8 protein-coding genes are annotated in these 16,411 nt (G+C 69.1%); 6 read left to right on the forward strand and 2 right to left on the reverse strand.

Annotated elements, in window-relative coordinates; genetic code table 11:
• The first annotated feature begins 68 nt into the window (after positions 1-68).
• Positions 69-4,160, forward strand: coding sequence for an ATP-dependent RNA helicase HrpA (hrpA, locus tag AC5P98_RS10490; RefSeq protein WP_495229999.1), 4,092 nt, complete (start codon positions 69-71; stop codon positions 4,158-4,160).
• Positions 4,161-4,235: 75 nt separating this feature from the next.
• Here hrpA and AC5P98_RS10495 read toward each other — a convergent pair whose 3' ends face one another.
• Positions 4,236-4,760: a hypothetical protein gene (locus tag AC5P98_RS10495; RefSeq protein WP_032958975.1), complete on the reverse strand. Its 525-nt coding sequence runs from the start codon at positions 4,758-4,760 to the stop codon at positions 4,236-4,238.
• Positions 4,761-4,890: 130 nt separating this feature from the next.
• On the opposite strand from AC5P98_RS10495, the gene AC5P98_RS10500 reads away from it, so the two are divergent.
• Together AC5P98_RS10500 and AC5P98_RS10505 are read left to right on the forward strand one after the other, a co-directional pair.
• A complete protein-coding gene (locus AC5P98_RS10500) occupies positions 4,891-7,047 on the forward strand; it encodes a RelA/SpoT family protein (RefSeq protein WP_032958977.1) in 2,157 nt (718 codons plus the stop codon).
• A 30-nt stretch (positions 7,048-7,077) separates the two neighbouring features.
• Positions 7,078-8,643, forward strand: a complete 1,566-nt coding sequence (locus AC5P98_RS10505) for a hypothetical protein (protein ID WP_069116283.1) — start codon at positions 7,078-7,080, stop codon at positions 8,641-8,643.
• Here AC5P98_RS10505 and AC5P98_RS10510 read toward each other — a convergent pair.
• The gene (locus tag AC5P98_RS10510) at positions 8,640-10,739 is read right to left on the reverse strand and encodes a glycosyltransferase (protein ID WP_495230000.1); all 2,100 of its coding nucleotides are present in this window, start codon (positions 10,737-10,739) and stop codon (positions 8,640-8,642) included. The two genes, AC5P98_RS10505 and AC5P98_RS10510, sit on opposite strands and share 4 nt — an antisense overlap.
• Positions 10,740-10,835: 96 nt before the next feature.
• Between AC5P98_RS10510 and mrcB the strand changes: the two genes are divergently transcribed.
• The 3 genes from mrcB to yoaA all read left to right on the forward strand — a co-directional run bounded on the left by mrcB (position 10,836) and on the right by yoaA (position 16,408).
• Positions 10,836-13,274, forward strand: coding sequence for a penicillin-binding protein 1B (gene mrcB / locus AC5P98_RS10515; protein WP_032958979.1), 2,439 nt, complete (start codon positions 10,836-10,838; stop codon positions 13,272-13,274).
• Complete coding sequence (locus AC5P98_RS10520) at positions 13,271-13,807, forward strand: hypothetical protein (RefSeq protein ID WP_014648099.1); 537 nt, start codon at positions 13,271-13,273, stop codon at positions 13,805-13,807. The genes mrcB and AC5P98_RS10520 overlap by 4 nt, the downstream gene beginning before the upstream one ends.
• Before the next feature lie 552 nt (positions 13,808-14,359).
• Positions 14,360-16,408 carry a DNA repair helicase YoaA gene (gene yoaA, locus AC5P98_RS10525; protein WP_049408093.1) on the forward strand — a complete coding sequence of 683 codons (2,049 nt, stop codon included), beginning with the start codon at positions 14,360-14,362 and terminating at the stop codon, positions 16,406-16,408.
• The last annotated feature ends 3 nt before the right edge of the window (positions 16,409-16,411 follow it).

Below are 16,411 nucleotides of genomic sequence, written 5' to 3' on the forward strand. Positions count from 1 at the left end.
ATCGTTGGCCTTCACAATAAACCGGTCGTGATGACTGGTCGCTATCAAAGTTTTGAACGAACCGATTGATGAACTCTATCGATAAAAATCCATCGTCCCGCCTGCGCCAACAGCGCGCCGCCATCGACGGCGCCATGAGCCGCGACCGGGGCCGTTTGCTGGGGATGCTCTCGCGTTGCCAGGCCAAGCCACAGGATGCGGCGTTGGCCGCTACCTTCGAGCAGGCCTTGCAGGCGTCGGTGCAGCGCCGGCAGGTCCGGGCGCAGCAGCAGCCGTCCATTACTCTGGACCCGCAGCTGCCGATTGCGCGTGAAGCCGACGCCATCATCGGGCTGATCCGCGACCATCAGGTGGTGGTGATCGCTGGTGAAACCGGCTCGGGCAAGACCACCCAGCTGCCGAAACTGTGCCTGGCCGCAGGCCGTGGCCAGGCCGGCATGATCGGCTGCACCCAGCCGCGACGGATTGCCGCACGTGCGGTGGCAAGCCGCGTGGCGCAGGAACTGCAGAGCGAACTGGGCCAGCTGGTCGGCTACCAGGTGCGCTTCAACGACAAGGTCAGCGACGACAGCCGCATCAAGTTCATGACCGACGGCATCCTGCTGGCGGAGATCGCCAGTGACCGCTGGTTGTCGAACTACGACACGATCATCGTCGACGAGGCGCACGAACGCAGCCTCAACATCGATTTCCTGCTGGGCTACCTGAAGCAGCTGCTGCGCAAGCGCCCGGACCTGAAACTGATCGTCACCTCGGCCACCATCGATACCGAACGCTTCGCCCAGCATTTCGACAATGCGCCGGTGATCAGCGTCGAAGGCCGCACCTACCCGGTGGAAGTGCGCTATCGCGCGCTGGAAGGCGAGGGCGAAGACCAGGGCGAACGCACCGTCAACGACGCCATCGTGTCGGCCATCGACGAGATCACCCGCCTGGATGCGCGCGGCGACGTGCTGATCTTCCTGCCGGGCGAACGCGAGATCCGCGATGCGCACCAGTCGCTGGAGCGCCGCAAGTACCGCAAGTACCGCAACACCGAGGTGCTGCCGCTCTATGCGCGGCTGTCCAACCAGGACCAGGACCGGGTGTTCAATCCCGGGCCGAACCGGCGCATCGTGCTGGCCACCAACGTCGCGGAGACCTCGCTGACGGTGCCGCGCATCCGCTACGTGGTCGATCCGGGCTTTGCCCGCGTCAAGCGCTACAGTCCGCGCAACAAGCTGGACCGCCTGCACATCGAGCCGATCTCGCAGGCCAGCGCCAACCAGCGCAAGGGCCGCTGCGGCCGTATCGCCGAGGGCATCTGTTACCGCCTGTACGCCGAAGCCGATTTCCAGGCGCGGCCGGAGTTCACCGATCCGGAAATCCGCCGCTCCAGCCTGGCCGGGGTGATCCTGCGCATGCTGCAGCTGGGCCTGGGCCGCATCGAGGAGTTTCCGTTCCTGGAAGCGCCGGACGAGCGTGCGGTGGCCGATGGCTGGCAGCAGCTGACCGAACTGGGTGCGATCGACGCCGAGCGGCGCATGACCACCATCGGCAAGCAGATGGCACGCCTGCCGGTGGACGTGAAGCTGGCGCGCATGCTGGTCGCCGCGCAGGCCGCCGGCTGCCTGCGGCCGATGCTGGTGATCGCCTCGTTCCTGGGCATCCAGGACCCGCGCGAACGTCCGCCCGAAGCACGCGGTGCCGCCGACAGCGCGCATGCGCAGTTCGCCGATGGTCGTTCCGAGTTCGTTGGCGTGCTGCGCCTGTGGGATGCCTACCGGCAGGCCCATGAAGACCTGACCCAGTCCAAGCTGCGCGACTGGTGCGGCCGTCATTTCCTCGGCTTCCTGCGCATGCGCGAGTGGCGCGAGCTGCACCGCCAGCTGCGGCTGCTGTGCGAGGAACTGGGCTGGAAGGAAGAGGCCGACGAGGCGTCGATGGCGCCGTTGCTGGCCGGCAGCAGTGCGCCGGCAGCAGCGCGTGATGATGCCGCCGCAGTGAAGGCCACCCGTGGCCAGCTGCACCGCGCTGCACGCCTGGCCCGCGAAGGCAAGGCCGAAGCGGCGCCGACGCCGGTGGCCGTACGTGCACAGAAGGAGCAGGCACCGGCGGGCGGCGGCTTCAGCGAACGCGTGCGCGCGGCTGCCTACCAGACCCTGCACCGGGCGTTGGTGGCGGGCCTGCCGACGCAGATCGGGCACCGCACCGAGAAGGGCGATTTCCAGGCGCCACGCCAGCGCCGTTTCCTGCCGTTCCCCGGTTCGGCGCTGTCCAAGCGCCCGCCGCCGTGGTTGCTGGTGGCCAACCTGCTGGACACGCAGAAGGTCTGGGGCATGACCCTGGCCGCGATCGAGCCGGACTGGGTCATCGCCGAACTGCCGCACCTGCTGCTGCGCAAGCACTTCGACCCGCACTGGTCGCGCGCGCAGGGCCAGGTGCTGGCCTCCGAGCAGATCAGCCTGTTCGGCCTGGTGCTGGCACCGAAGAAGCCGGTGCACTACGGCCGCATCGCACCGGGCGAGGCGCACGACATCTTCGTGCGCCAGGCGCTGGTGACCGGCGAGATCAACACCCGCGCCAGCTTCGTGGCCGACAACCAGAAAGTGCTGGAGGTCGCCCGCGAGGAGGAAGCGAAGCTGCGCCGCGCCGGCATCGTGGCCGACGAGGACTGGCAGGCGCGCTGGTACTTGGACCGGGTGCCGCCGCAGATCCATTCGGCCGCAGGGCTGGATACCTGGTGGAAGGGGCTGGCGCCGGAACAGCGCAAGACCCTGCACTGGTCACTGGTCGACCTGTTGCCGGGTGAGGGCAGCGAACAGGAGCGCTACCCGAAGTACCTGTCACTGGGCCAGGCGCGCCTGCCACTGCACTACCGCTTCGAGCCGGGTGCCGATGATGACGGCGTGACCCTGGACGTGCCGCTGCACCTGCTCAACGCGCTGGACCCGGTGCAGCTGGGCTGGCTGGCGCCTGGCTTCGTCGCCGACAAGGCCTCGGCACTCATCCGCAGCCTGCCCAAGGCGATGCGCCGCAACTACGTGCCGGCGCCGGACTTCGGTCGTGCGTTCTTCGAGGCATTCCCGCAGCCCAGCGCCGATGCCATCACTGGCGAACTGGCGCGCTTTTTGTCACGTGCCACCGGCGCGACGGTGACGGCGCTCGATTTCGAACCCGCTTCGATCGAACCGCACCTGCGCATGAACCTGCGCCTGCGCGACGAGCACGGCAAGGTGCTGGCGACCTCGCGTGATCTCGATGCGTTGCGCGCGAAATTCGGCGGCCGTGCCGGCGATGCCTTCGCTGCACGCGCGGGGCGCGAGATGGCGGCCGATGGCCTGCGCACGTTCCCGGCCGCGCCGATTCCGCTGCAGGTGCCCGGTGAAGCCGGCGTTCCGGCCTATCCGGCGCTGCTGGACGAGGGCGACAGCGTGGCGCTGCGCATCTTCGCCGATCGCCAGCAGGCGCAGGAGGCCCACCCGCTGGGTGTGCGCCGGCTGCTGGAGATTGCCCTGGCCGAGAAGGTCAAGCAGGCGCGCAAGCAGCTGCCGGTGGGTGCCAAGACCGGCCTGCTGTATGCCGCGATCGAATCGCAGGAACGCCTGCGTGGAGACCTGGTGGATGCGGCGATGAACGCGGTGCTGGCCGAAGGCCTGGAAGACATCCGCGATGCGGCAGCCTTCGAGCAACGCCGCGAGCATGCGGCCAAGGCCCTGTTCGGCGAGGCGATGTCGCGGCTGAAACTGGCCGAGTCCATCCTGGCGCTGGTGGCGGAACTGAAGCCGTTGCTGGAGGCGCCGTTGATGGGCTGGGCGCGTGGCAACCTGGACGACATGGAAGCGCAGCTGGCCGGGCTGATCCACCCCGGCTTCCTGCGCGACACGCCGGCCGACGCGCTGGCGCAGTACCCGCGCTACCTGAAGGCGATGATCCTGCGCACCGAGCGTGCCAAGCGTGATCCGCCGCGTGACCAGGCGCGCATGCTGGAATTGCACCCGTTCCTGGAGGCGCTGGAAGCGGGCGAGCAGCAGGGCCTGCGTGATCGCCCGCAATGGCAGGCGCTGCGTTGGGATCTGGAAGAGCTGCGGGTGTCGTTGTTCGCGCAGGAGCTGGGGGCGCGCACCGGCATTTCGGCGAAGAAGCTGGCGCAGCGGGTGGCTGCACTTCGCCAGGCGTGAACGCGCGCCATGGTCGCCCCATCGGGCGACCATGGCCGCCGGGCATGGATCCGGCACGGCCGGAATGCCCGGGCGTTACTTGGTGCGACGAACCTTCGGTTGCACGTTCACCCCGTCCACCTTCATGTACCAGGCGCCCATCACGCCCGGGCGCATGCTGACGTTCGGCGCTTCCTTGCGGCCACCGGAATAGTGCGTGGCGTCTATCTGCTCCCACTCCTGGCCGTTCTGCAGCACGTAGCGGCGGCCCTGGCCGAAGCCACGGAATTCGCCCTGCAGGGTGCTTTCGATCGGTTCGCTGCTGCCGAAGTCCAGGAAGCCGCGGTTCTTCTTGATCACTTCCTGGCGGCCTTCTTCGCGCGCTGCGGCGACGGCCTGGGTGGTGGCCGCCTCGACCTTGCCCTGCAGCCAGCGGTTGAGCGTGGCCAGTTCAGCGGCGCTGAGCTTGTCCAGGCCGGCGGCCTTGAACTCGGCGGGCGACATCTGCTGCTGCAGGTCGCCCTCCACCACGCGCTGGGCCAGCGCAGGCGCGGACAGGGACAGCAACACGGCGGCACAGGCCAGCAGCCGTGGACGGACGCGCAGGGCAATCGAAGGCATGGCGGGTCTCTCCTGGATGTGTTGGCGAGTGTAGCGGCATGTCTTCATGCCGGGTGATGGTGGCCGCAGTGATTGTCCCTGAACGGCACCGGCGCTAGTGTAGGGGCCTCTGTCTTGCCTGCTCGATGCTGTGAACCGCGCTTCCGTCCCTGGCCTGGATGCCTTGTTGAACCGTCCCTCGGCAGCGGTGCTGCCTGCTCCGCTGCGCCAGGCCCTGCGCGAGCATTGGGAAGCGCCGGATTGCGACCACCAGATGCGTGCCACCTGGTCGGTGCTGGGCGATACCCTCGATGCGCTGGCGATGCTCTCGGCCGACGAAGGCGCGGTGGTGGCAGCATTGCTGTTTGACCTGCCGGGCCTGCGTGCCAGCCTGGACCAGCTGCCGCTGGGCAGCCACCAGGCGGCGGTGATCGGCCTGCTCGACGGCCAGGATGCGGCCGACCCGGTGTGGGCGCTGCACGCCGGCCGTGAGGCCGGACGCAACAGCGAGGGCCTGCGCCGGCTGCTGCTGGCGATCATCCGCGACCTGCGCGTGGTGCCGATCCTGCTGGCGCGCCAGCTCGCGAGGATGCGCGCGGCCGACAAGCTGGACGACGAGCAACGCCGCGCGCTGGCCCAGCTGACCCGGGACATCCACGCGCCCCTGGCCAACCGCCTGGGCATCTGGCAGCTGAAGTGGGAGCTGGAGGACCTGGCGTTCCGCCACCTGGAACCGGAAACCTACCGCCGCATCGCCCGCGAGGTGGACGAAACCCGCATCGCCCGCGAGCGTTACGTCGAGAACGTCAAGAAGGTGCTGTCGCGCGAGCTGGTCGCCCAGGGCATCAAGGCCGAAGTCAGCGGCCGCCCGAAGCACATCTACAGCATCTGGCGGAAGATGCAGAAGAAGCGGCTGGCCTTCGACCAGCTGTATGACATCCGTGCGGTGCGCGTGATGGTCGACGACGTCGCCGCCTGCTACGCCGCGCTGGGCGTGGTGCACGCGCTGTGGGCGCCGGTACCAAGCGAGTTCGATGATTACATCGCACGCCCGAAGGCCAACGATTATCGCTCGCTGCATACCGCCGTGGTCGGCCCGGAAGGTCGCACCATCGAAGTGCAGATCCGTACCCATGAAATGCACTCGCAGGCCGAGCTGGGCGTGGCCGCGCACTGGAAGTACAAGGAAGGCGGCAAGGGCGCGGAGAAGTCCTTCGATCGCAAGATCACCTGGATGCGCCAGCTGCTGGAGCAGGCGCAGGACGGGCAGGGCAATGAACTGGCCGGGGCGCTCGATGCCGAGCTGACCGAGGACCGGGTCTATGCGCTGAGCCCGAAGGACGAGGTGCTGGACCTGCCGCAGGGCGCTACGCCGCTCGATTTCGCCTACCAGGTGCACACCATGGTCGGGCACCGCTGCCGCGGCGCCAAGGTCAACGGCCGTATCGTGCCGCTGACCTATCGCCTGCGCAGTGGCGACCGCGTCGAGATCCTGACCGGCAAGGAGGCCGACCCGCGCCGCGACTGGCTGATGCCGGCCAATGGCTTCCTGGCCAGCAACCGCTCGCGCGAGAAGGTGCGCAGCTGGTTCCACAAGCTGGACCGCGCGCGCAACGTGCAGGCCGGTCGCGAGCTGCTCGAGCGCGAGCTGAAGCGGCTGGGCCTGCAGCACTCGGACCTGGCCGTCGCGGCCAAGAAGTTCCATGCCGACAGCGTCGATGACCTGTACATCCAGGTGGCGCTGGGCGATACCGGCCCGAACCAGGTCAGCCGGACGTTGCTGGAGGCGGAACGTGCCGCCAGCCAGCCCGCGCCCGCGCCGACCCTGCCGCGGCCGACCGCGCGCCGCGAGAACCTGGGCAAGTCCAAGTTCACCGTGCAGGGCGTGGGCAACCTGCTGGTGCAGCTGGCACGCTGCTGCCAGCCGGTGGCCGGCGAGCCGATCGTCGGCTACCTGACCCGTAGCCGTGGTGTCACTGTGCATCGTGCAGACTGTGCCGCGCTGGCCCGGCTGGCCGCCGCCAGCCCGCAGCGCATCCTGCCGGTGGAGTGGGGCCAGGCCGGTGGCGGCTACGAAGTGGATGTGGTGGTCGACGCGGTCGACCGCCGCTGGCTGCTGAAGGACATCACCAACCTGATCGCCCAGGAAGACGCCTACGTGCTCGACATCCACAGTGACAACGTGCGCAACAGTGGCCGTGCCCATCTGCGGCTGCGGCTGAAGGTCAGCGACTACGGGCAGTTGTCGACGCTGCTGGGCAAGCTTGATGCGCTGCCGGGCGTGAGCGAGGCACGTCGCCTCGGCTGAGCTTCACGCTGCCCCGGCTACCCTGCACGCATGGAACGCGAGCCCCCGCATCGCCCGCATGGCGCTGAACATCCTGCGCTGGACCGCGTCCGTCGCGAGGGTCGCTGGTGGTGGCTGCAGGCACGCCATGCGCGCCGGGTCTGGCGCTGGGCGCTGCTTGCGGCGCTGGCCGTGTTCGTGCTGCTGGTCCTGCTGCGCAAGCCGCTGGCCGACTGGTTCTGGGATGAGCCGCAGATCGAACAGCTGCTGGCCGAGGGGGATCGTGCGCTGGCCGCCGGTCGTTTGAGCGATGCCGATGGCAGTGGTGCGCGCGAGCGCTACCAGGCGGTGCTGGCGCTGGACGGTGATCGCCCGCAGGCGCGCCAGGGCCTGGCCAATACCGGCGCGGCAGCGCTGCAACAGGCGCGCGATCGCCTGCACGCCGGTGACCTGGACGGCAGCGCGCAGGCACTGGCACTGGCCCGTGAGCTGCAGGTGCCGCAGGGCGAAGCCGATGCGGTCGCCCGCCAGCTGCAGGCGCGACGCAGTGCCGGAGCCGGTATTGGTGCGTTGTTGGCTCAGGCGCGCAACGCGTTCGCGGCCGGACGCCTGGATGATGGCGACAGCAGTGCGTTGCCCTTGTTCCAGCGCATCCTTGCCCTGCAGCCGGACAACCTGCCGGCGCTGGAAGGTCGCGAAGATGCGCTGAGCGACCTGCTGCTGCAGGCGCGCACGCTGGCAGGGCGCGGAGAGCTGGCCGAGGCGGCCGCGATCCTGCGTCGTGCCCGCCAGTTCGATGCCGGTCATGCCGATCTGCCGGCCAGCGAGGAAGCCCTGGCGCGCGCGGTGGACCAGCGCCTGCGGCAGGCGCAGCGGGCACTGCAACGACAGCAGCTGGACGCCGCAGCCCAGGGTTTCCTGGCAGTGCTTGCGGTGGCGGCCGATGATCCCAATGCCCAGCGGGGGCGTGAGCAGGCGCTGCAGGCGGTGGTGGCGCGCAGCCAGACATCCGCCGACGACTTCCAGTTCGATGCGGCGCAACGCGATGCAGCCCTGGCGGCGGAGCTGGGCGCTTCGCAGGCAATCCGGCAACAACTGGCACAGCGCCTGCAGCGTGCGCGCCAGGCGCAACAGGCCCTGCAGCAGCCCGCGATCAGTACGGTGCAGCGCGAACGCCAGCTGCGCGACCACCTGCGCAAGATCGAGCGTGCCGAACGTGCAGGGCAGTGGATCAGCCCACCGGGGCACAGCGCGTTCGACGCACTGCGCGAAGCCCAGTCACTGGCCCCCCGCGACACGCGGGTGAAGGCTGCCGCAGCACGCCTGCTGCCCGCCAGTCGCCGCTGCTTCGACGACAATCTGCGGCAGAACCGGGTACAGGCGGCGGGTGCCTGCCTGCAGGCCTGGCAGACGCTGTCACCGACCGCAGCGGGCCTGCCCTCGGCGCGGCTGCGGTTGGCCCAGCGCTGGCTGGCGATCGGCAGCGAACGGCTCGGCAATGGCGACCTGGCCTTTGCCGCGCACGCTGCCGAACAGGCGCGGTTGCTGCAACCGGACCTGGCCGAACTGCCGGCGTTCGAAGACCGCCTGCGTCGCGCCGGTGGACGGGCGGACTAGGCGAAGAACACCCGCTGCACGGTCGCGCGGGCGGCATCAAGTGAGAAATGCTGGGCGACGTTGGCCAGGCCGGCATCGGACAACTGCTGCCACAGCTGTGGATCCTGGTACAGGCGGATCACCGCATCGGCGAAACCGACAGCGTCATCGGCCACCAGCACGTCCTGGCCGGGATGCAGGTGCATGCCTTCCACGGCGCAGGTGGTACCGACCACCGGCTGGCCATGGGCCATGCTCAGGTTGATCTTGCCCTTCACGCCGGCGCCGAACCGCAGCGGCGCAATGGCGATGCGCGCGCCGTCCATGTAGGGCGTGATGTCTTCGACGAACCCGTGCATCTGCACACCGGGCTGGCGTGCGGCCAGTGCCAGCAACGACTCCGGCGCCGCGGCGCCGATGCAGTGCAGGCGCACTTCCGGCAACCGGGCGCGGATGCGGGCAAAGACCTCGCCGATGAACCATTCCATGCCGTCCAGGTTCGGCGGATGACGGAAGCCGCCGACAAACACCAGGTCGCGCCGCTGCTCGAATACGGCGCCGGCACCGGCGACCTCATGCAGGTTGGAGATCAGCTCCACCCGCACCTGCGGCGCATCGGACTGCAGCTGCTCCCGTTCGGCCGCACTGACCAGCACGGTGATGTCGCACTGCTCCATCACGGCCAGTTCGCTGCTGCGGGTACGTTCCGCTGCACGCAGCAGGGTTGCGTCGCCGGCCACTTCGGCACCGCGGCGTTCGCGCAGGTAGTGCAGGTCAACGGTGTCGAACACGGTCCGTGCCTGCGGTGCATAGCGCTTGAGCAGCGGCAGGCATTCGTGGGCGACGTGGTGACGCACCAGCATTGCCACGTCGAAACGCGATCCGTGGCTGCGCAGCCAGCCGGCTACGCTGTCCAGGAAGGGCGCGTACCAGACTTCCACGCCCATCCGTTGCAGCGCTTCGGTGGCCGCACCGGCGTGCTCGCGCCGGGTCGGTACGAACACAACGTGGGCGCCGCCCTGCAGCAACAGGCGGATCAGATTGACCTGGCGCAGTGACCCGGAATCGCGATCCGGTTGCGGTACTTCCTCGTCCAGGATCAGCACCTGGCGCCGGCCGCGCAGCAGCAGCGCCGGAGACGGCACTTCGCCGACCGCCGGATGACGGCCCAGTTCGGTGGCCCAGCGGGCGGCGAAGATGGCCTGGTTGCGTACCTGGTAGGCCTTCACCCCGCTGCCGGTGTCGGTACCGTTGCTGGTGCCTTCGTCGTGGATCACCCGGCTGGCCGGCTGCACCAGCACGCGCAGGCCGTGTGCACGCACGCGGAAGGCCAGGTCGGTGTCCTCGTAGTAGGCCGGCTTGTAGCGGGTGTCGAAGCCGTCCAGCTGCTGCCAGAGGGCGCGTGGCAGCATCAGCGCCGCGCCCGAGCAGTAGTCGACGTCGCGCAGGCTGGCAAAGCGCGGATCATCGGCGGCCTCGAAGCGGCCGTAGCTCCAGCCACTGCCATCGGCGAAGATCACCCCGCCCGACTCCTGCAGGCGGCCATCCGGGTACAGCAGCTGGCTGCCGACCAGGCCGGCGTCGGGCACGCTGCCGAAGGTGTCCAGCAGGGCGTCGAGCCAGCCCGGCTGCGGCACCGTATCGTTGTTCAGCAGTACCACGTAGCGGCCGCGTGCGCGCGATACACCGTCATTGCAGGCTTCAATGAAGCCGCCGTTGTGCGCACGCACTTCATAGCGCAGCCCGGCCACCTGCGGCATCCACCGCACGGTGGCATCGCTGCTGCCGTCATCCACTACCAGGATCTCGCACGCGGCGGCCGGCGGGTGCGCCGCCAGGGCGCGCAGGCAGGCCACGGTGTGGGCGACGTGGTTGTAGACCGGGATGACGATGCTCACCTCCGGCGACTCGCTGAACGGCACCGTGAAGGGGGCGAAATCCTGCGCTGGCGGCAGGAACAGTGGCGTGCGCGGGGCGGGGACGGCGCGCTGGGCATGCACGCGGATGCGTTGCCAGGTGGCACGCCAGCCACGGGTGCGCAGGCTTGCCAGGCTCCGGCGGGCCAGGCCCGACAGGCGGTTGATCAGGTATCGGATCTCGGCCAGGGACATCGCCATCCGGTTGCAACTCCAGCTTAAGCAGGGGAACCCGGGAGAATTCGCCAGCCGCAGCGGCTGGGGTAGACTCGCCAGACCCTACATTCTCGCATTCCCGTGCCCCGACGCTACGATTCCGACGACATCGACGATTCCGACGACGACCAGCAGGACAACGGTCCGCTGTGGCGGCGCCGGCTGATCACCTGGAGCATGGCTGCGGTCGCGTTGGGATTGGGTTTCCTCATTCCCTATACGCTGTACCTGAACCAACAGGTGACCCAGCGTTTCGGTGAACTGCGCTGGCAGATCCCGACGCGCGTGTACGCGCGCCCGCTGGTGCTCACCCCCGGCAAGGCGATGGATGCGTCTACGCTGAAGACCGAGCTGGCCGCCTCTGCCTACCGCGATGACGGGCAGGGCAAGGAGCCGGCCACCTATGCGGTGAACGGCGGGCGCTTCGTCATCTCCAGCCGCGGCTTCAACGACGTTGACGGCCGGGTGGCCCCGCGCCGGGTGGAGCTGTCGCTGGCCGATGGCGGCGTGGCCTCGCTGCGCGACGCCGACAACCGCAAGGCGCTGAAGGCCGCGCGGCTGGATCCGGCGCGCATCGCCACCCTGTACGGCCAGAAGCAGGAAGAGCGCCGCCTGATCCGCATGGACGAGGCGCCGGACCTGCTGGTGACTGGCCTGCAGGCGGTGGAGGACAAGGACTTCAACCGCCACCACGGCATCGACCTGTCCGGCATCGCGCGCGCGGTGTGGGTGACGATCCGTTCCGGTGGCCAGAGCCGCCAGGGCGCTTCGACGCTGACCCAGCAGCTGGCCCGCAGCGGCCTGCTCGGCATCGGCAAGGAGCAGACGGTCACCCGCAAGTTCAATGAGGTGCTGTACGCACTGATCATGGAAGCGCGTTATGACAAGCGCACCATCTTCGAGGCCTATCTCAACCAGGTGTACCTGGGCCAGCGCGGCAGCCAGGCGATCCATGGCATGTCCTCCGGCGCCGAGTTCTGGTTCGGCCGTGACCTGCAGTCGCTGGAGACCGAGCAGATCGCACTGCTGATCGGCCTGGTCAAGGGGCCGTCCTTCTACGACCCGCGGCGCAACCCGGAGCGCGCGCTGGATCGCCGCAACTTCGTGCTGGGCAAGCTGCACGAGGCCACGCTGATCGACGATGCCGAGTACCAGCGCGCGCTGAAGGCACCGCTGGGCGTGCCCAAGACGCCGGGCCTGGTGGCAGCCAACCGCTTCCCGGCCTACGTTGACCTGGTCCGCCGCCAGCTCGGCCATGACTATCCGGAATCGGCGCTGCAGGGCGCGGGCCTGAGCGTGATGACCGGCATGTCGCCGTCCGCGCAGGCCTATGCCGAAGGCGCGGTGACCCGCACCATCAAGTCGCTGGAAAGCAAGCGCCGCCCCGAGCTGCAGGCCGGCATGGTGCTGACCGACGTGCACAACGGCGACGTGCTGGCGGTGATCGGCAGCCGCGAGGTGTCCGAGGTCGGCTTCAACCGCGCGATCGAGGCGCAGCGTCCGGTCGGTTCGCTGCTCAAGCCGTTCGTCTACCTGCTGGCCCTGGCGCAGCCGGACCGTTACTCGCTGGCCAGCTGGGTGGATGATTCGCCGGTGACGGTGCAGCTCGGCCGCGGCCGCAACTGGAGTCCCGGCAACGCGGACAACCGCAGCCACGGCACGGTGCGCCTGATCGACGCACTGGCGCATTCCTACAACCAGGCCACGGTGCGCGTGGGCATGCAGGTCGGCCCGGAGCGCGTGACCCAGCTGATCCATGTCCTGGCCGGCATCAAGGCTGACGCCAACCCGGCGGTGATCCTCGGCTCGACCGACCAGAGCCCGTACGCGATGGCGCAGCTGTATCAGTTCCTGGCGTCCGGCGGCGAGATCCAGCCGCTGCACGCGGTGCGTGGCGTGCTCGATCCGCAGGGCAAGCTGCTCAAGCGGTACGACAAGACCCCGGCACCGGCGCAGGAAGGCGACTCGATTGCCGCCAACCTGATCAGTGTCGGCCTGCAGCAGGTGGTCGCCAGCGGTACCGCGCAGCGGCTCAATGCCGATGGCCTCGGCCGCCTGCAGCCCGCCGGCAAGACCGGCACCACCAACGATGGCCGTGACAGCTGGTATGCCGGCTACACCGGTGATCACCTGGCAGTGATCTGGATCGGCAACGACCAGAACGCGCAGGCCGGCCTGTATGGCGCCACCGGCGCGATGCGGGTCTGGTCGGGCATCTTCCAGCGCCTGCCGAGCGCGCCGCTGCGGGTCAGCAACAAGGGCCTGGACTGGCAGTCGGTGGCTCCCACCGGCCTCAACAGCACCGATGAAGGCTGCCCCGGCGCGCGTCGTTTCCCGTTCGTGGTGGGCTATGCGCCTGCCTATGCGCCGTGCGCGCCGGCCGCGTCGCCGGAGGGGCAGGGCGAGGCCGACGGCGAGGGCGGTGGCTGGCGCAGCTGGTTCGGCCTGGACCGCAAGCCGGAAGCGCCTGCCGAACCTGCCGCGGCACCTGCCGCCGCCACTCCTCCCCCGAGCCGATGATGCCGATGAACATGCGATCCCTGCTGCAGCCCCTGGCCCTGACCGGCCTCAGCCTGGCCCTGGCCGCCTGCGTGAGCAGCGCACCACCGGTGGTCAAGCCGGTCGATACCACCACGCCGGCGCAGCGCCTGGCTGCGGTGGATGCTGCAGCGGGTCCGGACGACAAGGAATTGTCGGTACAGCCGCTGCGTGATTCGCAGGTGGAAGATCTGCGGGTAACCGCACTGGCACAACGCCAGGCGAACGACCTGGCCGGCGCGGCCAGCAGCCTGGACCACGCGCTGGAGATCGTGGCGGGTGACCCGGCAGTGCTGCAGGAACGTGCCGAACTGGCGCTGCTGCAGGGCCAGTGGGCGCAGGCGGAGACGTTCGCGCGCAAGGCGGTGGATCTGGGCTCGAAGACCGGGCCGCTGTGCCGCCGGCATTGGGCGACGATCGAGCAGTCGCGCCTGGCGCGGGGCGAGAAGGAGAATGCGGTGTCGGCGCATGCGCAGATTGAGGGCTGCACGGTGCCGGGGATCAAGCGGTACTGAATTTCCAGCCAACGGCGCAGCCCCTCGTGGCTGTGGGTTGGTCGCTGAAGCCAGAAGCAAAAGCCGCGCTTGGCCGCGGCATCCATGCCGCGGACACCCCCGCGAACCCACCCCGCCCGACCTCTGACAGTTTCCGTGTGCGTCCAGCCACGGAAAAGAAAAAGAAAATCAAAAGCGGGTCGCGCGCTGCGCGCACTCGTTGTGGGGTCGGATCCGTTTTCCGCAGGAAAACGGATCCGACCCCTTCTTGTTTCCGTTCCACCCACCGCTTCTGAAAGGGCAGTCGAGCAAGCTCGACGCGACGCCGCGCGTGCATCCGTCACTGGGAAACTGTCGAGGGTGGGGCGGGAGGGGCAGGCAGGACCGTTGGCGCCATGGATGGCGCCATCGAGCCCCCATGGATGGGTTTACGGCGTGTCCTGCCTGCCCCTCCCGCCCCGCCAAACACGCGGCAACCCAGAGCCATGAAACACGCTGTTGCTGTTGCCTTTGCCTGCGCTCTGGCTTGAAACGGGTGCCGGGCAGCGCCCGGCCGGGTATCCTCTCCCTCTGATGTCCGACCTTGTCCATGCCAGCCGCGAAGCCCTCAGCGAAGGCGGCGCGCTCGCCTCGCATCTGGATGCCTTTGTCCCGCGTCCGGCACAGCTGCACCTGACCGACGCCATCGCCGAAGCGCTGCAGCAGCGCGACCTGCTGCTGGCCGAGGCCGGTACAGGCACCGGCAAGACCTTCGCCTATCTGGTGCCGGTGCTGCTGTCCGGGCTGCGCACCATCATCTCCACCGGTACCCGCGCGTTGCAGGACCAGCTCTACCACCGCGATCTGCCGCGCGTGCGCCAGGCACTGGGCGTTGGCCTGCGCAGCGCGCTGCTGAAGGGGCGCGCGAATTACCTGTGCCGCTACCGCCTGCAGCAGGCGCGGGGCGAACCGCGTTTTTCCAGCCCGGAGCAGGCTGCGCAGTTCCAGCGCATCCTGGCCTGGTCCGGCCGTTCGGAGTTCGGTGACATCGCCGAACTGGAAGGCCTGGCCGATGACTCGCCGCTTCTGCCGATGGTCACTTCCACGGTCGACAACTGCCTGGGTACCGATTGCCCGTTCTGGGACGACTGCTTCGTGGTGCGCGCGCGCCAACGTGCGCAGGCTGCCGACGTGGTGGTGGTCAACCACCACCTGCTGCTGGCCGACCTGGCACTGAAGCAGGACGGCTTCGGTGAGTTGCTGCCGGGGGCGCAGGCCTTTGTCATCGACGAGGCGCATCAGCTGCCCGAGTTGGCCGCGCAGTTTTTCGGCGAAGGCTTCGGCATGCGCCCGTGGCAGGAACTCGGCCGCGACTGCCTGGCCGAGGCGCGCGGCGTAGGCGGCGCGCAGTCGGCCCTGCAGGAACCGGTCGACCAGTTGCAGCAGGCGTTGCTGGCGCTGCGCTCGGCGATGGAGGGGCTGCCGCAACGGGGTACGCAGTGGCGTGCGCTGGCGATGCCACAGGTGCGCGATGGATTCGATACGGTGATGGCCGGCCTGGTGACGCTGGAGCAGGCACTGCAACCGCTGCGCGAGGCGGCGGCGGGTCTGGATGCCTGTCATGCGCGGGCACGCGAGGCGGTGTCGCGGCTGCAGCGCTGGCTGGGCGATGATGAGCCCACCCTCGATTTCGATACCGATCCGGCGGAGACCCCCCGTGCCGCCGATGTGCTCTGGTATGAGCTCACCCCGCGTGGTTTCCGCTGCCAGCGCACGCCGATGGATGTGTCCGGCCCGCTGCGCGAGCATCGCGAGCGCAGCCGCGCGGCATGGATCTTCACCTCGGCCACGCTGACCGTGGGCGGTGGCTTCGACCACATCGCCACGCGCCTGGGCCTGGACGATCCGCACACGCTGGTCCAGCCGAGCCCGTTCAACTGGCCCGAGCAGGCGTTGTGCTACCTGCCCGAAGGCCTGCCCGATCCGGCGGCGCGCGGGTTTGGCACCGCGCTGATCCAGACCTTGCGGCCGGTGTTGCAGGCCTCGCAGGGCAGGGCGTTCCTGTTGTTCGCCTCGCACCGTGCATTGCGCGAGGCCGCCGAGGCACTGCGCGACGGGCCGTGGCCGTTGTTCGTGCAGGGCGAGGCGCCACGCGCAGCGCTGCTGCAGCGTTTCCGCGAATCGGGCAATGGCGTGCTGCTGGGCTCGGCCAGTTTCCGCGAGGGCGTGGACGTGGTCGGCGAAGCGCTGAGCGTGGTGATGATCGACAAGCTGCCGTTCGCGGCACCGGATGACCCGGTATACGAGGCGCGGCTGGAGGCGATCCGCAGCCAGGGGGGCAACCCGTTCCGCGACGAGCAGCTGCCGCAGGCGGTGATCGCCCTGAAGCAGGGCGTTGGCCGCCTGATCCGCAGCGAAAGCGACCGGGGCGTGCTGGTCCTGTGCGATCCGCGCCTGCTCAACCGTGGCTATGGCCGGGTCTTTCTTGAGTCGCTGCCGCCGTTCCGGCGCACCCGCAGCCTGGCCGATGTGCAGGCCTTCTTTAGGCCACAATGGCTGCCCGTGGCCGATGATGCGGCTGCCCCGGCCGCCGTTGCGGCGGGCCCGGAGCCTGCTCCCGGTGCCACGTTCCCCTTGTTCTGACCT

It is taken from the genome of Stenotrophomonas sp. YJH_SMC_135 (assembly GCF_059372355.1).